This is a genomic window from Promicromonospora vindobonensis, assembly GCF_042685865.1.
GTDB classification, from domain to species: Bacteria; Actinomycetota; Actinomycetes; order Actinomycetales; family Cellulomonadaceae; genus Promicromonospora; species Promicromonospora vindobonensis.
Genome location: NZ_JBHUOG010000002.1, coordinates 2,851,569 through 2,868,691, shown reverse-complemented (window position 1 = coordinate 2,868,691; position 17,123 = coordinate 2,851,569). Strand labels below are relative to the sequence as shown.

Genomic DNA, 17,123 nt, shown 5'->3' with positions numbered 1-17,123 from the left:
GGATCGGGGTCAGGACGCGAGGGCTGCCGTCGGCGGGGTCCGGGCCGCGCGGACCGCGGGGTAGAGGCCGGCCACCGCGCCGATGACGAGCGTGGCCGTGACCGCCACCACGATCGCGGCCGGCGGGAGGGCGAACGGCCAGCCGTTCACCCCGGCCATGATCGCGGTGGCACCCGCCCCGAAGGCGCTCCCGAAGAGGCCGCCCAGCGCGGAGAGCAGGAGTGCCTCGGCGAGGAACTGGACCAGGACGTGCCGCCGGGTAGCCCCGAGGGAGCGCCGCAGCCCGATCTCCCGCCGGCGTTCGAGCACGGAGATGATCATGGTGTTGGCCACTCCGATCCCGCCGACGAGCAGCGCGATCGAACCGAGCCCGAGCAGCAGACCGGTGAACGCCTGGTTGGCGGCGGTCCGCGCGGCCAGGGCGTCCGACGGGCGGGACACCTCGACCTCGTTGGGCGCCTCCGGTGAGATCGTCGGTGCCAGCAGGGCGCGGACGTCCTCGACGGCCTCGTCGGCCGAGCGTTCGTAGATCGTGGTGGGGCTGCCCTCGAAGTCGAACAGGTCGGTGGCGATGTCCGCGCCGATGAGGGCGGCGGCGTCCAGCTCGGGAGCCAGCGCCACCGGGTCGAGGATGCCGACCACGGTGAAGTGGGTGCCGCCCAGCCAGACCTGGGTCCCTGGCGCCGTCACCCCCAGCCGCTCGGAGGCGGCACTGCCGAGCACCACCGCAGGGAAGCTCTCGGTGGCGCGATTGAGCCAGCTCCCGGACCTGACCTGGGCCGAGACCACACCGAGCAGGTTCCGGTCAGCGGCCATGGTGGCGATCCCGCCGGTGGCGTCGGGGTCCGACAGCGAGCTGCGGTAGACCGGTTCCGGCAGGATCGCGGTGCTGCTCGCGCTCTCGACCCCGTCGACCCGCCGCACCTTGCCGAGGGTGTCGGACGGCAGGTCGGTCTCCTTCCCGGTGATGCTCGTGCCGGCCTGCGCGGTCAGCAGGTTTGTACCGAGCTGCGCGAGCTGGTCGTTCAGCCGGGCCTGGCTGGACGACGAGATGCCGACCACGGCGACCATCGCTGCGATGCCGATGGCGATCCCCAGCGCGGAGAGCACCGCGCGGGTCGGCCGCGCGCGCAGCCCCGTGGTGCCGAGGCGCACCACGTCCTGGCCGAGCAGTCGCGACCGCACGGTCGCGGTGCTCATGCCGTCCCCTCCGACGTCGTGGAGTCGCTGACCACACGCCCGTCACGGAGCGATATCTGCCGGGGCAGTCGTCCGGCCAGCTCGGTGTCGTGGGTGATCACCACGACCGTGGTGCCCTGCGCGTTGAGCTCGTGGAGCAGCTCCACGATCGAGGCGCCCGAAGCGGTGTCGAGGTTACCGGTGGGCTCGTCGGCCAGCAGCAGGGGCGGGTCGCCCACCACGGCGCGGGCTATCGCGACCCGCTGCCGCTCCCCGCCGGAGAGCTGGTTGGACTGATGGTCGAACCGTTGGCCCAGACCGACGCGGTCCAGCGCTTCGGCGGCCCGACGGCGGCGCTCGGCGCGTGGGACGCCCGTGTACAGGAGGCCGTCGGCGACGTTGTCCAGGGCGGTGACGCCGTCGGCCAGGTGGAACTGTTGGAACACGAACCCGATGCGGTACGCCCGAAGGGCCGAGAGGGACCGGTCGTCCAGGTCGTTGACGTCCAGGCCGTCGATGCGCGCGACGCCGGCGGTGGGGCGGTCCAGCGTGCCGATGAGGTTCAGCAGCGTGGACTTGCCGGACCCGCTGGGCCCGACGATCGCGACCAGCTCGCCGGGCATGATCCGTAGCGTCACCCCCGCGCAGGCCAGGACCGGCGGCTGGCCGTAGGCGCGGTAGACGTCGTCGAGCGCGATGAGCGGGTTCAGCGCCGAGCGCGCGGACAGGGTGGTCGTGGTCGTCATCGTCGGGGCACCACCACTCGTTGGCCGGCCCTGACGTCGTCGCCCGAGATCTCCACCCGGCCGCCGGCGAACAGGCCGGTGGTCACGGGAATCTGGCGGGTGCTGCCGTCGGCCGCCACTACCTCGACGCCGAACTGCTCGGGGGTGATCGCGATGAGTGCACCCACGGGTACCGAGAGCACGTCCTTGCGCCGTTCGCTGGGGATGTCGACGTTCACCGTGGCCTCCTGGAAGGCCGCTGCCTCCTTCGGGGCGTCCAGGGAGATGACCACCGGGATGACAGTGCTGGAGTCCTCGGCCTCGGTCGGGCTGCCGACCGAGGTGATCTTCCCTGTGGTCTCTGACCCGCCCGGGAGATGCACGATGACCGGATTGCCGACGACGGCGAGCCGCTGGTCCCCCAGACGCAGGTCCACGTTCACGACCTGGCTGGTGTCGCTCACCTCGAACAGCTCCGACCCGGAGCCTGTCTGGCTCCCGACGCTCGCGGTCAACGGGCCGATCCGCAGGTCGCCGTCGGCGAACAGGACCGATCCGAGGGGCAGCGTGCCGCTACGCTTCTGGCCCTCGGCCTCCTGCCAGTCCATGATCGCCTCGACGGTGGTCCAGGTGAACGTCTCGTCGGGCTCGACGTCGAGGTGGCCCAGGTCGCGCAGGTTCTGCTCCAGCTGCCGCACGTCCGGCCCGTCGCTCATGCCGACGGCGAGGTCCCGCCACGCCGGCAGCGCGCCACGCAGCAGGAACACCGGCACGTTGTCGACGGCGTAGAGGCGTTCGCCCGGGCTCACCACGGAACCGGCCTTCGGAAGGCCGGTCACGACTCCCGGCCGGGCGGACTGGATGGGGCGCGGGTCGGCGAACCGCAGCGTGCCCTGGGCGGTGGTGCTGCCCTCGAGGTCGCTGCGGACCACCTTGTCGGTGGCGCCGCGGAACGCCTGGGCGGTCTGGCCCTGCTCGTCGGACTGGTTCGCGACCGCGTGGATCCCGAAACCCGCGCCGCCCGCCACCACGGCCACGGCCGTCAGCGAGATGACCAGGCGCCGTCGCTGGCGCCGGGGCCGGGCGTGGGCCGCTCCGGTCTCGTCGGTGCCTGCCATCAGCTGTCTCCCGATGCGCCGGCGCCGTTGATGCCGTCGTTCGACACACACTTCTCGAAGACCTCTTCCGGGATGTCATCGGGGATGTTCACCAACTCGCCGGGCTTCGGGTCCGGCAGGTCGACGCCGTTGTCGCGGAAGCACGCGGCCAGCTTCAGCATCGCCGCCTGCCGTTCCTCGTCCGACTGCACCGGCTCGTCCCCGTCGGACGGTGCCGGCGGACTGCCCAGCTTCTCGCTGCAGGCCTTGTCCGCGGCCATGAACCCGTCGTCCGTCGACGGTTCGATCCCCCCGTCCGGGCCTGGGTCGGGCATGTCGACACCCTGTTCACGCATGCAGGAGGTGTATGCGAGCCGCCACTCTTCGAAGGACTCGTCCGTCGCGCCAAAGCCGTCGGTGCTGCCGGAGGCATCCAGCGAGTCATCGGTGGTGCCGCAGGCCGTGAGCGCGACGAGCAGGAGCGGGATCGCCAGGGCCGCGGCGGCGAGCTTCGAGGTTCGATACTTGTGCATGAGGTGCTCCTTGGTCCGGTGGTCCGGATCCACGGGCTGTCCGTGGACGGTTCACAGTCGAGCACCGGGGGTGTTGCCAGGGTGTACAGGGATTCCTTTACGTTCTCCGAACCTCTGATGTGATTCCCTGGCCTTGTTCCGAACTCATGCCTTTGACCTGGATCGGGGGGCCGGTGGTGCGTGTACTGATCGTCGAGGACGAGCCATATCTCGCCGACGCCGTCCGGGTGGGTCTGCGTCGCGAGACCATCGCCGCCGACGTCGTCCACGACGGGACGGCTGCTCTCGAGTCGGTCGCCGTGGGCGGTTACGACGTCGTAGTCCTCGACCGTGACCTGCCAGGGATCCATGGCGACGAGGTCTGCGCGCGGCTCGCCAGGGACCACCCCGAGGTGCGGGTGCTGATGCTCACCGCCGCGCGCACCCTTGGCGACCGTGTCACCGGGTTCGAGCTGGGCGCAGACGACTATCTGCTCAAGCCGTTCGAGTTCCCCGAGCTCGTCGCCCGGCTGCGTGCGCTCGAACGCCGCACCCAGCCCGCGCGACCCCCGGTGGTCGAGGCCCACGGCGTCCGGCTCGACGTCTTCCGCCGGGAGGTGTACCGCGACGGGCGGCTGATCCGGCTCAGTCCCAAGGAGTTCGCTGTGCTCCAGGTGCTGATGAACGCCGACGGCGGGGTGCTCAGCGCCGAGACCCTGCTGGAGCGGGCCTGGGACGCGAATACGGACCCGTTCACGAACACCATCCGCGTCACCATCTCCAATCTGCGCCGACGTCTCGGTGATCCCTGGGTCGTCCAGACCGTGCCCAGCGCCGGCTACCGGTTCGGTGCCTGAGTGACCGGCGGACCACACCCGGCCGAGCGGCGGCGCACGCTGACGATCCGTGCCCGGCTGACGCTCACCTACGCGGGCCTCGTCACCGGGTGCGGAGCGGTGCTGATCGCCTTCGTGTACCTGTACATGCGCTTTGTGCCCATCTATCAGATCGAGCCCCTCACCCACGGAACGCACTCGGGCTCCGGACCTGAACCGATCCAGCCGACGACGGGCACCATCTCGATCCACAGCGCCGAGGACTTCCTCGACAACCTGCTGATCGCCTCGGTCAGCGCGCTGGTGCTGCTCGCGGTGCTGGGCGGCGCCGTCGGCTGGTTGATGGCCGGACGCATCATCAGGCCGCTCGCCGTCATCAACGCAGCGGCCAACCGCGCGTCCACCGGCACCCTCGACCACCGCATCAGCCTCGACGGCCCCGACGACGAGATCCACGACCTCGCGTACACCTTCGACCGCATGCTCGCGTCGCTGGAGCGCTCGTTCGCTGCCCACCGCCGGTTCGCCGCCAACGCCTCCCACGAGTTGCGCACCCCGCTGGCCACCACCAAGACGATGATCGACGTGGCCCTCGCCGACCCCGACGCCGACCGGGCCGAGCTGCGCCGGCTGGCGGAGCGCGTCGGCGAGGTCAACCGCGCCAGCGTCGAGACCGTCGACGCACTCCTCGACCTCGCCGAAGCGGACTCCGGCACGGCGGCCCGTGTACCGGTCGACCTGACGACGATGGCCCACGACGTAGTGGCGCAGCTTGCCGACGAGGCGGTCGCCGTCGACGTCGACCTGACCGCCGAAGGCCCGCCGTGCGTGGCCCTCGGCGACCCGGTGCTGCTGCGCCAGGCCGTGACGAACCTCGTGCGCAACGCGATCCGGCACAACGTGCCTGCCGGGCACGCCACCGTCCGGGTCACCACCGACCACGACCGGGCGTACGTCACCGTCACCAACACGGGACCCCAGGTGCCCCGCGAGTCGCTCGACGCGCTGACCGAGCCCTTCGTGCGTGGCGCCGGCCGCACCCTCACGCGCGGGACGGGCCACGGGCTCGGCCTGGCCATCGTCTCGGCCGTCGCCGCAGCGCACGGCGGCACGCTCGCGCTGCACCCCAACGCGGACGGCGGCCTCACCGTACATCTCGACCTGCCACGGCCGGCAGGTGCCCCGGAGCCGGCATCGTAGGGTCGGACCATGACCAAGGAGCCGCTTCGGCAGGACGAGGTGGAGGCCTTCGAGGGCTTCCGGCCGCGCCTCGAAGCCATCGCGTACCGCCTGCTGGGCTCCGCCGCGGAGGCAGAGGACGTCGCCCAGGAGGTGTTCCTGCGCTGGGCGGCCGCCGACCGCGAGCAGATCAGGGTGCCGGAGGCGTGGCTGACCCGGGTGCTGACGAACCTCTGCCTCACCCAGCTGGGGTCGGCGCGCGCCCGCCGCGAGGTCTACGTAGGCCAGTGGCTGCCGGAGCCGGTGCTGGGCGGTGACCCGATGCTCGGCCCTGCCGACACCGCGGAGCAGCGCGACTCCGTGTCGACGGCGATGCTCGTGCTGATGGAGCGCCTCACGCCGAACGAGCGGGCGGTCTACGTGCTGCGGGAGGCGTTCGCGCTCCCGCACGCGGAGATCGCCGAGATGCTCGACATCACCGAGGTCGGCAGCCAGCAGATCCTGCACCGCGCCAAGCGGCACCTGGACGCCGAGCGGCCCCGCGCCGACGTCGACCGGACCGCCGCCCGCCAGGTCGTCGAGGAGTTCCTCGCGGCTGCCACGAGCGGCCGGACCGAACCGCTGGTGCGGCTCCTGACCTCCGACGCGATGGGGATGGGCGACGGCGGCGGCAAGATCCCGGCACGCCGCACGCCGTTCTTCGGCGCAGAGACCGTCGCCCAGTTCCTGCGCGGCCTGTTCCGGCCGGCGGAGGCCAAGTGGGCGCTCTTCGGCGGGCGCCCCGAGCTCTACGCGTGGACCGCGAACGGCCGGCCGGCGCTGGTCGTCGTCGTGCACGACGAGCTGGTCGGCGTCATGACCCTCGAGGCGACCACCGAGGGGATCTCCGCGGTGCTCAGCCAGGTCAACCCCGACAAGCTGGGCCGCGCGGCCCGGCAGTGGGCGGTATCGGACCACGGCGAACCGCTGCTCAGCTGGTGAGGCGAGACCCGGACGGCGGGTGACCACCGTCACACGTGCGGGTGTCAGGGATCGGGCGGCCACCCGGTTCAGGGGGCACGGTCACCCCACGACAGGAGCTGATGGAAACCATGAAGCACCGCATCGTCATACTCGGCGCCGGATACGCCGGGGCCTCCGTCGCCGGCCGCCTCGCGCGGCGTCTGCACGCCGACGACGTGGACGTCACCCTGGTCAACGCCGAGCCGGACTTCGTCGAACGGGTCCGGCTGCACCAGGTGGCCACCGGGCAGGAGCTCCGGCACCGGTCGCTGCGCGACATGCTCGCCGGTACGGGTGCCACCCTGCGGGTCGCGCGGGTCACCGCCGTCGACGTCGATCGCCGGACCGTCGCTCTCACCGAGGCCGACGGCGCGGGCGACGCGGGCGAGCTGGGCTACGACACGCTCGTCTACGCCCTCGGCAGCTCGCTGGACCGGCGCGGCGTGCCCGGCGTCGCCGAGCACGCGTACGACGTCGCAGGCCGGCCCGGCGCGGTCCGGCTGCGCGAGCGCCTGCGAGAGCTGGCCCCCGGCGGCCGCGTCGTGGTGGTCGGCGGCGGCCTGACCGGTGTCGAGGCGGCCAGCGAGATCGCCGAGGCCCGCGGCGACCTCGAGGTAGCCCTTGCCGTCCGCGGCGGGCTGGGCGACTGGCTCTCCCCGGCGGGGCAACGGCACCTGCGGGGCACGTTCGGCCGCCTCGGCGTGACGGTCCACGAGCACGCGCAGGTCGAGCAGGTGGGCGCCGCAGAGGTGCTGACCGGCGACGGCGCCACGATCCCTGCGGACGTCACCGTCTGGACCGCAGGGTTCGCCGTGCACCCGATCGCCGCCGCCACGGCGCTCGAGGTCTCGGGGAGCGGCCAGATCGTCGTCGACGGCACCATGCGGTCCGTCTCGCACCCGGACGTCTACGCCGTCGGCGACGCCGCGCTGGCCGACGGCCCCCTCGGCACGCCCCTGCGGATGTCCTGCGCCTCGGGTATCCCGATGGCCTGGCAGGCGGCCGACTCCGTCGTCGCGCGCCTGACCGGCGGCAAGCTCCCGAACATGCCGCTCGGCTACGTGCACCAGTGCATCAGCCTGGGCCGGCGCGACGCCGTCATCCAGCTCGTCACGGCCGACGACCGGGCCAAGGCACCCGCCCCCGGCGGGCGGCTCGCCGCGCGCTACAAGGAGCTGGTCTGCACCGGCGCCGCGTTCATGGTGGCCCACCCGCTGCCGTACCCGGCACGCCGCCGCAGGCTGGCGCTCGCGGGTACGGCTGTCCCCACCGGTCGCTGACCGGCTGGCCCCAGCGGAGCTGACGGGCTGGCTCCATACCGGCTGAGCCGCGCGTTCCATAGCGTCGTCCTCGTGCTTACGCAACCAGGCGTGACACGGGGGGAGCGGTGCAAGGAATGTTCACAGACAGTGGCGGCGCCACCGACGCGGTACAGCTGACGGCAGTCCGTAAGGTCTATGGCAGGCGTGGCAACCAGGTCGTGGCGCTCGATGACGTGACGACGCAGTTCGGCCGGGGCACGTTCACGGCGATCATGGGCCCGTCCGGTTCGGGCAAGAGCACGCTGCTGCAGTGCGCGGCAGGGCTCGACCAGCCGACGTCCGGCTCGGTGGTCCTCGAGGACCGCGAGCTCAGCACCATGGACGAGACGCAGCTGACCGAGCTGCGCCGGGACCGGGTCGGCTTCATCTTCCAGGCGTTCAACCTGCTCCCGGTCCTGACGGTGCAGCAGAACGTGACGCTGCCGCTGCGCCTTGCCGGCCGGAGCCCGGCGAAGGACCGGGTGCTGAAGGTGCTGGAACAGGTCGGTCTCGCCGAACGGCGCAAGCACCGTCCGGCGGAGCTGTCCGGTGGGCAGCAGCAGCGGGTGGCCATCGCGCGTGCCCTGATCACCGAGCCGGCGGTCATCTTCGCCGACGAGCCGACGGGTGCCCTGGACACGCGGACCGCCCGGGACGTGCTCGCCCTGCTGCGGAGCTCGGTGCGGTCGGCCGGCCAGACGATCGTCATGGTGACGCACGACCCGGTCGCGGCGTCCTACGCCGACCGGGTCCTGTTCCTCGCCGACGGGCGCGTGGTGGGCGAGCTGCACTCGCCGACGGCGGACGCCGTGGCCGAGCGGATGACCCACCTGGGAGCCTATGCCGACGACGCGCCCCAGCCGCCCTCCGCGGCCGTGGGAGGGCAGCGCTGATGCTGCAGCTCGCGCTCCGCACCCTACGTTTCCGTACCGGCACGTTCGTCGCCGCCTTCCTCGCCATGTTCTTCGCCGCGGTCATCCTGATGGCCTGCGGCGGACTGATCGAGACGGGGATCCGCGCCGCGGCTCCTCCGCAGCAGCTCGCCTCGGCCGACGTCGTCGTCGCCGGTGACCAGACGCACCGCGCGCCCGGCGGCGACGAGGACGAGCCGGCGATCCTGCCCGAGCGGGTCCGGATCGACGAGGGGCTCGAGGGCGCCATCGCGGCACTTCCCGGTGTCCGGGAGACCGAGACCTACGTCTTCGAGGGCGCGCCGCCCGCCGGGACGGTCGACGCGATCGGTGTGGTCGCAGACCCCGGTACCGACGTCGCAGAGCTGCGCGAGCGGATCGACGCAGAGCTGACCGGCGAGACGCTGACCCTGGTCGGCGACGAGCGAGGCAGGGCCGAGCTGCGTGAAGCCACGGCGACCAGCGTGAACGTCGTGTCCCTTGCCGGGGTGTTCAGCGCCTTCGCACTGCTGGTCTCGGTCTTCGGTGTGGCGTCGATGCTCGGGCTGTCGATCTCGCAGCGGCAGAAGGAGCTCGCGCTGCTGCGCGCCATCGGCTCGACGCCCCGTCAGGTGCGCCGGCTGATCCTCCGCGAGACGCTCGTGCTGTCCCTGGTCGCGACCGCGGCGGCGGTGATCCCCGGGCAGGTCCTGGGCAAGCTCGTGTTCGGCTTCCTCGCCGACCAGGGCATCGCGACCGTGGGCGTCGCCTTCCACCAGGGCTGGATCCCGACGGTCGTCGCGATGGTGGTCGCGATCGTCGCGGCACTGGGCGGCGCGCTGGGGGCAGGCCGGAGGGCCGCGCGCGTCAAGCCGAGCCAGGCGCTCTCCGAGGCTGCCCTCGACGGCAGGCTGATCAGCGGGTGGCGAGCGCTCGCGGGGCTGATCCTCGTCGGTGCAGGGGTCGCGCTCACCATCGTGACCGTTGCGGTGCTGAGCGGACCGCTCGCGCCCGCCACCGCCGCCCCGGCCGTCATCGTGTTCACCATCGGGCTCGCGGTGCTGGCGCCCGTCCTGGCCAAGCTCATGATCTTCGTCGTCCAGTGGCCGGTGCGCGCCATCGGCGGGCTGACGGGCGAGCTCGCGGTGCTCAACGCACGCGGCCGGACCAGCAGGCTGGCGGCCGTCATGGGGCCGGTCATCCTGCTGACCGGGGTGTCGACCGGGATGCTGTACCTGCAGACGACCAACGACACCGCCGACCGGGAGGCCTACGCGAGCAGCATCGTCGCGGACGCTGTGGTGACCGCAGAGGACCGCGTCGACCCTGCGCTGGTCGGCCAGATCAACCAGCTGCCGGGCGTCGCAGGGGCGTCCGAGCACGTCAGCAGCACCGGCTTCGTCGAGAGCCCGGACGACGTGTCGCCGATGGGCGAGGGCTGGACCCTCCAGGGCGTCAACGCCGAGAGCGCGGAGGCCGGCACACCGGTCGAGACCACCGCGGGTGCGCTCACCGACCTGCACGGCGCGACGGTCGCGATCCAGGACGAGCACGCAGGGACGCTCGGCGTCGGCGTCGGCGACACGATCACCCTCCGGATGGGCGACAACACGTTCCTCGACGTGCGGGTGGCTGCCCTGTTCTCCGCGGCGGACGACTACGACACGCTGCTGCTCCCGGCCGAGACGCTGGCAGCGCACACCACCCAGGGCGCGCCGTCACGGATCCTGGTCACCGCCAAGGACGGCACCGACCCGGAGCAGCTGCTGGCGGACCTGACCGAGCTGACCGCCGCGACGGACGGGCTGACGGTGGCCGACCGGGAGGTGCTGTACAGCGAGTACGAGGAGCAGACCAAGACGGCCTCCTACGCGATCTACATCATGGTGCTGATGCTCGTCGGGTACTCGGCGATCACGATGATCAACACCCTGGTGTCCAGCACGAGCGCGCGCCGCCGGGAGTTCGGGCTGCAGCGGCTCGTGGGCTCGACCCGCCGCCAGGTGCTGCAGATGGTCGGGATGGAGGCTGCGATCGTGGCCGTCACCGGCGTCGCGCTGGGCACCACGGCGGCGCTGGCGATCCTGGTCCCGGTCAGCCTCAAGCGCCTCGACACGGTGCTCCCCGCAGGCTCCCCGCTGATCTACGCGGCGATCGTCGGTCTGGTCGTCCTGATCACCATCGGCGCCACACTGCTCCCCGCCTGGCGGGCGACGCGTGGCCGGCCGGCGGAGTCTGCCGTCGCCGTCGAGTAGCCACGAACGGCGGACGTACGGGCGGCCAGACCTACGAACTCTCGTAGGTCTGGCCGCTCGTCGTCCCCGGCGTCTCCCGGTCCTGGGCCGACGTCGGCACCTGGTCGGGGGACATCCCCCCTCTGCTCGGCGGTGCGCCCCCTGTCGGGGACGGCCCGCACGCCCGAACCTGGGAGCATGACATCCATGGCCCTCAACCGGCAGGCGGTCGGCACCGCCGAGGCGGACGTACACGTCCTGAACGCGCCCTTCGCGCGCCGCACCTGGCGCCAGTACGGGTTCCTGTGGCTCGTGCTGCTGCTCGCGCCGTTCGCCCTCGCGTACGGGATCCTCTCGATCGCGCTGACGGTCGGAACCGCTGTGACCGTCGTCGGCCTGTTCGTCGCAGGGGCGGTCGTCCTCGGCGCGCGTGGCTGGGGCGCCACGTATCGAGGCCTGGTACGCGCCACGCTCGACGTGGACATCAGCGCGCCCGCACCGTTCGTCGTCCGTCGGCCGGGCTTCTGGCGTGCCCTTGGCTCGACGATCGGCGACCCGGCGGGCTGGCGCGCCGTGCTCTTCATGATCGGCTCGTTCCCCGCCACGGTCGCCGGCTTCCTGGCGAGCACGGTCTTCCTCGCCGCCGGGCTGGGTGGTCTCACCTTCTGGTTCTGGCACCGGTTCCTGCCGCTGGAGCAGGCAGGCGACGGCACGTGGTACCGCGGCGGTGAGTTCGCCAGCACGAGCCTCGGCCAGCTCCTGATCGCGCTCGGCGGTCTGGTGCTGCTGTTCCTGTGGCCGTGGGTCCAGTGGCTGTTCGTCGCCCTGATCCGGATCCTGGCCGTCGCCCTGCTCAGCCCGACCCGGGCGAGCCTGCGCGTCGCGGAGCTCGAGGCCTCGCGCGCCGGGACGGTGGACGACGCCGACGCACGCCTGCGCCGCATCGAGCGCGACCTGCACGACGGCACGCAGGCCCGCCTGGTCGCCGTCGCCATGCAGCTCGGCGAGGCGAAGGAACAGCTCGCCCGGCAGGGCGACCCTCGCCAGGCCGCCGAGCTGCTCGACACCGCGCACACCTCCACGAAGGAAGCGCTCGTCGAGCTCCGCGAGCTCGCCCGTGGCATCCACCCGCCCGCGCTCGACGACGGCCTCGCGGTAGCGCTCGCGACACTGGCCGCGCGGGCCCCGCTGCCGGTCACCGTCGAGGTGGACCCGAAGGTCGAGGCGAACGGGCGTCTGGCTCCGGCCATCGAGTCCATCGCCTACTTCACGATCGCGGAGCTGGTCACCAACACCGCCAAGCACGCCCGCGCGTCGGGCGTGCACGTGCTGGTCGAGCGGTTCGGGGCCGGTGCGGCGGGCACCGTCAGCATCCAGGTGCACGACGACGGCCGCGGTGGCGCGAGCGTGGTGCCGCCCGACGGCTCCGGCCTCCGGTCCGGTCTGGCCGGACTGGCCGAGCGGGTGCGGTCCGTCGACGGCACGTTCGAGGTGTCCAGCCCGGTCGGCGGGCCCACGCTGGTGGCCGTGACCCTGCCGGCCCAGGCGGCGCCGCGCCGCGGATAGCGGCGCAGGCCCGAGACGTGAGCAGCGCCCGGCCGTGGTTCACGGCCGGGCGCTGCACGTGCGCTGGATCGACGTCAGTGGGTCGGGGCGAGCTCCGGCAGCACGAGGGCGGAGTGGGCAGGGCGGGGCGTCGTCGCGGGCATGGCGGCAAGGCCACGGAGCATGGCGTTGCGTCGGTCCAGGGCCTCGGCGGTGGTGGGGAAGAGCCGTGCCCCACCGTTGTCGACCAGCGCCTGGTTCATCGTCACGAAGGCGCGGGTGTCGCGTTCGTAGGCGGCGAAGGCCGCCGCGTGACCCCTGTGCCTCGTCAGGGAGTCGGCGAGCATGTAGGCCCCGACCAGTGCGAGGCTGGAGCCCTGCCCGGTCAGGAACGAGGGCGCGTAGGCAGCGTCACCCGCCAGCGCCACCCGGCCGTTCGACCAGGTCGGCATGCGGATCTGGCTGACGACGTCGAAGAACAGGTCGTCCGCGTGCCGCATGGCGCTGACGATGCCGGGGACCTCCCAGCCGGCCCCTGCGAAGGTCCTCGCGACCAGGTCCCACCGGGCTTGCGGGTCACGCAGGGCGGCCAGCGGCCGTTCGGGCTGGTGGAAGGTGAGGAAGGCGTTCAGCTCGTTGCCGTCCCCTGTGGCGTAGAGCGCCGCCGACCGGCCAGGGGTGCTCCACAGCGCCACCTCACGGGAGAGCCCGAACGTGTTGGGAACCGTGCACACCGCGACGGCGTAGCCGAGATAGCGGTCGAACTGCTCCTCGGGGCCGAGCACCAGCTCCCTGGTGCGTGAGTGGATGCCGTCGGCACCGAGCACCAGGTCGAACGTGCGCCGCGTGCCGCTGCGGAAGGTGACGTCGACCCCGTCCCCGGACTGGTCGAGGGTGTCGACGGAGTCGTCGAACAGGAACTCCACGTCCTCGCGGACCGCCGCGTACAGGATCGCGGTCAGGTCTCCTCGCCGTACCTCGAGGTCCTGGCCCTGCACGCTCCCCGCGACGGTGTCCGCGCCGAGCGCGGCGATCAGGCCGCCGTCGGCGTCCAGGAAGGTGAACCGTCCGGTGTCGACGTGCGCCTCCTGCAGCTGCGGCAGGATCCCCATACGCCGGACCACCTCGATCGCGGTGCCGCGGATGTCGATCGGGTAGCCACCCCCGCGCGGGGTGCTCGCCCTCTCCACGACCGTGACCCCGAACCCGGCCCGGTGCAGCCAGTACGCCAGCGCGGGTCCGGTGATGCTGGCCCCGGAGATCAGGACGGTGCGCTGCGGTGTGCTCAACGGAGATGTCATGCCTCAGTTCCCTTCTTCATGTGACGAACGACGAGCAGCGACAGCACGGCGACGAGTCCGGCGACGACGAAGCCGGTGACGAAGGCCGACTCGGCGGGCTCTCCCGACGCCGGGTCGATCCCCGCAGCGAGGATCGAGCCGGCGATCTGGCCGCCCACGACGGCGCCGACCAGGCGGATCACGACGAGCAGGCTGGTGGCGATGCCGGTGTCCTTTGCCGCGACGGCGACAGCGGTGCTGGCGAGCAGCGCCGTGGTGGCCAGGCTCCCGGCGAAGGCGGCCAGCGCCCGGACGACCACGAGCTGCCAGGACGCGTCGTGCAGCAGAGCCAGGGCGAGCAGGGCGCCCGCCGTGACGACGGCGCCCGCAGTCACCACGACGCGCGCGCCGTAGCGCTGCACGGCCAGCCCGCCGACCGAGCCGGCCACCACCCCAGCGATGGTGGCGGGCATCATGAGCAGCCCGATGTCGGTCGTGCTGAGCCCGAAGCCGTAACCGTCACCGGCAACCCCGAACATCTTGGGGATGAGGGTCTGCAGCATCGCGGAGATGGCGGCGATGGCGACGGTGAGCACGCTCGCGCTCCACATGGCCGGCGCTGCCAGCATGCGCAGCTCGACCATCGGCGAGACCGCCCGGCGTTCGACGGCCACCCACGCCGCGGCGAGCCCGGCGACGACCAGCACGACGCCACCGACCGCCACGGGCGGCAGGCCGCCGTCGGTCACCATCAGCAGGCCGAGCATGAGCGCGAGCAGCGTGGCGCTCAGCAGAGCCACGCCGAGCCAGTCGATCGCGGTGTCCTGCTCGCTCGGCGGGTCGTTCGGCATGAGCCAGGACACGACCGCCGTCGCAGCGACGATCACGATCGTCGGCGCCGCGAAGATCCAGTTCCAGGACAGGCCTTCCGCCAGCGGCCCGGCGACCAGCGTGCCGATCGCGCCCCCGGCGGTGAACAGCGCGCTGACCACGCCGATGGCTACCTGGGTCTGTGCCGGCGGGAGGTGCTTGCGCACCAGGATGAACGACAGGGGCAGCGCACCCACCATCGCGCCCTGCAGGGTCTGGCCCACCAGCAGGACCGGCAGGTTCGGCGCAAGGCTCGACACCGCGCCGCCGGCCGAGACGAGCGCCATCAGCACCAGCAGGACTCGTTTTCCGCCGTAGCGGTCGCCGAGCTTGCCCGCGATGGGCGCGACGATCGCGCCGGTGATCAGCAGCGTGCTGACGATCAGCGCCGCCCCGGCGGAGTCGATGCCCAGCTCGCGCTCCAGCATGGGCCGGGCGGGGTCGACCACCGTCTGCAGGGTGCCCAGAGCGAGCGCCAGGACGCCGAGGGCGCCGATCGCCGGCCCTCCCATGCGCGCCGGCGACGGTCTCCCGACGGGGGCCGGGGAATCAAGAGCTACGGACATGAACGTCCCTCTCAGGGTTGGAGATCTCCATGACCTCGAACCTAGATTCCGGCCACGACGGCCCGGAATGGTGCTCGCCGCCGCAGGCGACTGGGGCTGTCCCCCGTACGGCGAAAGGCCCCTGATCAGGGCGGATGCACCGATCAGGCGCCTCGGGGCCGACCGCCTGACCAGCGGAGCCCTTACGCTTGGCGCCATGGACGACAGGCCAGTCATCCTCCTGGTCGTCGGCGCGCACGCCGACGTCGTCGAGCAGGAGTTCCGTGCCCGGTACGACCGCGACTACCGCATCGAGACGGCCGCCGGCGCTGACGCAGGCCTCGACCGTGCACGCGCCCTCGTGGCCGACGGCGCCCCCATCGCGATGATCGCGGCGGAACAGCTCCTGGCCGACGGCACCGCGATCGAGCTTCTCCGCAGCGTGCCCTCGGTGGTCGCGACCGCCCGGCGTGTGGCGCTCGTCCCCTTCGAGGACTTCGCCGACGCCATCGACGACCTGCGCGCCGCGGCCCTGCGCCGCGACATGGACACCTTCATCCTGCTCCCGCGCGGCCCGCGCGACGAGGAGTTCCACACCGCGATGGCAGAGCTGCTGTCCGAGTGGGGCTGGTCGGTGGCGCGGCCGCTCGTGACGGTGACGGACGTCGTCGCGGAGCACCGGGACCGGAGCGCGGCGGCGATCGGGGACCTCCTGGAGCGGCTCGGGTTTCCGCACCGCGTGCTGACCCCCGCCGACCCGGAGGCGCGCGAGATCGTCGAGGCCGCCGGGTCGGGCGCGGAGCTGCCGATCGTCCGCACCTTCACCGGCCGGGTGCTGTCCGCCGCGACGGCGGCGGCTGTGACCGAGGCGATGTACGGAGGTTTCGACACGATCCCCGAGGGCGTGATCGCGGACGTCGCCATCGTCGGCGCCGGACCGGCCGGCCTCGCTGCGGCCGTCTATGCGGCGTCCGAAGGGCTGGCGACCGTGGTGCTCGAGCGCGACGCGATCGGCGGCCAGGCCGGGTCCAGCTCCATGATCCGCAACTACCTCGGTTTCCCGCGGGGCATCTCGGGCATGCGGCTCGCGCAGCGGTCCCGCATCCAGGCCGGCCGGTTCGGCGCGCGCTTCTTCACGGGCCGCCCGGCGATCGAGGTCGCGCCCGGCCCGCCGCACGAGGTCGAGCACCAGCACGTGCACGTCGCCGGCGCGCAGCTGTGCGCCCGGACGGTCGTCATCGCGGCAGGGGTGAACTACCGGCGCCTCGACGTGCCCGGCGTCGACGACCTGGTGGGCGCCGGGGTGTACTACGGTGCGGCGACGTCGATGGCGCGGGAGCTGCAGGACCGCGACGTCTACGTCGTCGGGGGCGGGAACTCGGCCGGTCAGGCCGCTGTCCATCTCGCGAAGTTCGCGGGGGCGGTGACGATCCTGGTCCGGCGGCCTAGCCTCGCCGAGACGATGTCGGACTACCTGGTGCGCGAGATCGAGGCGACGCCGAACATCCAGGTGCGCACCCGGACGGTGGTCGCCGACGGCGGGGGCGACGGGTGGCTGCAGTGGCTGCGGCTCGAGAACCTCGACGACGGCGAGTCCACCAAGACGCTGGCCGACGGCCTGTTCTGCCTGCTCGGCGCCGACCCGGACTGCTCGTGGCTGCCTGACGGTGTGGCGCTCGACGAGCGCGGCTTCGTGCTGACGGGCCGGGACGTGCCCCGCGAGGCGTGGGTCGACGGCCAGCCGCCGGCCAGCCTCGAGACGACGGTGCCGGGCATCTTCGCGGTCGGTGACGTGCGTGCCGGATCCATGAAGCGGGTCGCGTCGGCCAGCGGCGAGGGAGCGTCGGTCCTTCCGTTGGTGCACGCCCACCTGGCGCGGATGCGCGCCCGCGAGTTCGGCGCCTGACCCCGGCCCACCGACCGGGGCC

14 protein-coding genes are annotated in these 17,123 nt (G+C 72.5%); 8 read left to right on the top strand and 6 right to left on the bottom strand.

Annotated elements, in window-relative coordinates; genetic code table 11:
- Window positions 1–9: 9 nt before the first annotated feature.
- From ACFS27_RS26120 to ACFS27_RS26105, 4 genes are read right to left on the bottom strand one after another with little or no spacing between them, the layout of a single operon-like run.
- A complete protein-coding gene (locus tag ACFS27_RS26120; RefSeq protein WP_377189728.1) occupies window positions 10–1,200 on the bottom strand; it encodes an ABC transporter permease in 1,191 nt (396 codons plus the stop codon).
- Window positions 1,197–1,925, bottom strand: coding sequence for an ABC transporter ATP-binding protein (locus ACFS27_RS26115; protein WP_377189725.1), 729 nt, complete (start codon window positions 1,923–1,925; stop codon window positions 1,197–1,199). Before ACFS27_RS26115 ends, ACFS27_RS26120 begins: the two co-directional genes overlap by 4 nt.
- Window positions 1,922–3,022 (bottom strand): efflux RND transporter periplasmic adaptor subunit, encoded by a 1,101-nt coding sequence (locus ACFS27_RS26110; RefSeq protein WP_377189722.1) that lies wholly within the window; start codon window positions 3,020–3,022, stop codon window positions 1,922–1,924. Before ACFS27_RS26110 ends, ACFS27_RS26115 begins: the two co-directional genes overlap by 4 nt.
- The gene (locus tag ACFS27_RS26105; protein WP_377189719.1) at window positions 3,022–3,534 is read right to left on the bottom strand and encodes a hypothetical protein; all 513 of its coding nucleotides are present in this window, start codon (window positions 3,532–3,534) and stop codon (window positions 3,022–3,024) included. Before ACFS27_RS26105 ends, ACFS27_RS26110 begins: the two co-directional genes overlap by 1 nt.
- Window positions 3,535–3,710: 176 nt before the next feature.
- Here ACFS27_RS26105 and ACFS27_RS26100 point away from each other — a divergent pair, with 176 nt between their 5' ends.
- From ACFS27_RS26100 to ACFS27_RS26070, 7 genes are all read left to right on the top strand, one after another.
- Complete coding sequence (locus ACFS27_RS26100) at window positions 3,711–4,370, top strand: response regulator transcription factor (protein ID WP_377189716.1); 660 nt, start codon at window positions 3,711–3,713, stop codon at window positions 4,368–4,370.
- Complete coding sequence (locus ACFS27_RS26095; RefSeq protein WP_377189713.1) at window positions 4,371–5,549, top strand: sensor histidine kinase; 1,179 nt, start codon at window positions 4,371–4,373, stop codon at window positions 5,547–5,549.
- A 9-nt stretch (window positions 5,550–5,558) separates the two neighbouring features.
- Window positions 5,559–6,509 carry an RNA polymerase sigma factor SigJ gene (sigJ, locus tag ACFS27_RS26090; RefSeq protein ID WP_377189710.1) on the top strand — a complete coding sequence of 317 codons (951 nt, stop codon included), beginning with the start codon at window positions 5,559–5,561 and terminating at the stop codon, window positions 6,507–6,509.
- Window positions 6,510–6,610: 101 nt separating this feature from the next.
- Window positions 6,611–7,810, top strand: a complete 1,200-nt coding sequence (locus tag ACFS27_RS26085; protein ID WP_377189707.1) for an NAD(P)/FAD-dependent oxidoreductase — start codon at window positions 6,611–6,613, stop codon at window positions 7,808–7,810.
- Between the two features lie 116 nt (window positions 7,811–7,926).
- A complete protein-coding gene (locus ACFS27_RS26080) occupies window positions 7,927–8,724 on the top strand; it encodes an ABC transporter ATP-binding protein (protein ID WP_377189704.1) in 798 nt (265 codons plus the stop codon).
- On the top strand, window positions 8,724–10,976 hold the full coding sequence (locus tag ACFS27_RS26075; RefSeq protein ID WP_377189701.1) for an FtsX-like permease family protein: 2,253 nt from the start codon (window positions 8,724–8,726) through the stop codon (window positions 10,974–10,976). Before ACFS27_RS26080 ends, ACFS27_RS26075 begins: the two co-directional genes overlap by 1 nt.
- A 177-nt stretch (window positions 10,977–11,153) precedes the next feature.
- Complete coding sequence (locus ACFS27_RS26070) at window positions 11,154–12,521, top strand: sensor histidine kinase (protein ID WP_377189698.1); 1,368 nt, start codon at window positions 11,154–11,156, stop codon at window positions 12,519–12,521.
- A gap of 74 nt (window positions 12,522–12,595) precedes the next feature.
- Here the strand turns inward: ACFS27_RS26070 and ACFS27_RS26065 are convergent, their stop codons facing one another.
- On the bottom strand, window positions 12,596–13,801 hold the full coding sequence (locus ACFS27_RS26065) for an FAD-dependent monooxygenase (protein ID WP_377189695.1): 1,206 nt from the start codon (window positions 13,799–13,801) through the stop codon (window positions 12,596–12,598).
- Complete coding sequence (locus ACFS27_RS26060) at window positions 13,798–15,162, bottom strand: MFS transporter (RefSeq protein ID WP_377189692.1); 1,365 nt, start codon at window positions 15,160–15,162, stop codon at window positions 13,798–13,800. Before ACFS27_RS26060 ends, ACFS27_RS26065 begins: the two co-directional genes overlap by 4 nt.
- Before the next feature lie 250 nt (window positions 15,163–15,412).
- Here ACFS27_RS26060 and ACFS27_RS26055 point away from each other — a divergent pair, with 250 nt between their 5' ends.
- On the top strand, window positions 15,413–17,101 hold the full coding sequence (locus ACFS27_RS26055; protein ID WP_377189689.1) for an FAD-dependent oxidoreductase: 1,689 nt from the start codon (window positions 15,413–15,415) through the stop codon (window positions 17,099–17,101).
- Window positions 17,102–17,123: the final 22 nt, after the last annotated feature.

What these genes read in the sequence shown, in the direction of transcription:
- ACFS27_RS26115 (WP_377189725.1), bottom strand. Translation starts at nt 1,925, where the DNA reads ATGACGACCACGACCACCCTGTCCGCGCGCTCGGCGCTGAACCCGCTC.
- ACFS27_RS26075 (WP_377189701.1), top strand. Translation starts at nt 8,724, where the DNA reads ATGCTGCAGCTCGCGCTCCGCACCCTACGTTTCCGTACCGGCACGTTC.
- ACFS27_RS26065 (WP_377189695.1), bottom strand. Translation starts at nt 13,801, where the DNA reads ATGACATCTCCGTTGAGCACACCGCAGCGCACCGTCCTGATCTCCGGG.
- ACFS27_RS26060 (WP_377189692.1), bottom strand. Translation starts at nt 15,162, where the DNA reads ATGGGAGGGCCGGCGATCGGCGCCCTCGGCGTCCTGGCGCTCGCTCTG.
- ACFS27_RS26085 (WP_377189707.1), top strand. Translation starts at nt 6,611, where the DNA reads ATGGAAACCATGAAGCACCGCATCGTCATACTCGGCGCCGGATACGCC.
- ACFS27_RS26120 (WP_377189728.1), bottom strand. Translation starts at nt 1,200, where the DNA reads ATGAGCACCGCGACCGTGCGGTCGCGACTGCTCGGCCAGGACGTGGTG.
- ACFS27_RS26105 (WP_377189719.1), bottom strand. Translation starts at nt 3,534, where the DNA reads ATGCACAAGTATCGAACCTCGAAGCTCGCCGCCGCGGCCCTGGCGATC.
- ACFS27_RS26070 (WP_377189698.1), top strand. Translation starts at nt 11,154, where the DNA reads ATGACATCCATGGCCCTCAACCGGCAGGCGGTCGGCACCGCCGAGGCG.
- ACFS27_RS26055 (WP_377189689.1), top strand. Translation starts at nt 15,413, where the DNA reads ATGGACGACAGGCCAGTCATCCTCCTGGTCGTCGGCGCGCACGCCGAC.
- sigJ (WP_377189710.1), top strand. Translation starts at nt 5,559, where the DNA reads ATGACCAAGGAGCCGCTTCGGCAGGACGAGGTGGAGGCCTTCGAGGGC.
- ACFS27_RS26110 (WP_377189722.1), bottom strand. Translation starts at nt 3,022, where the DNA reads ATGGCAGGCACCGACGAGACCGGAGCGGCCCACGCCCGGCCCCGGCGC.
- ACFS27_RS26080 (WP_377189704.1), top strand. Translation starts at nt 7,927, where the DNA reads ATGTTCACAGACAGTGGCGGCGCCACCGACGCGGTACAGCTGACGGCA.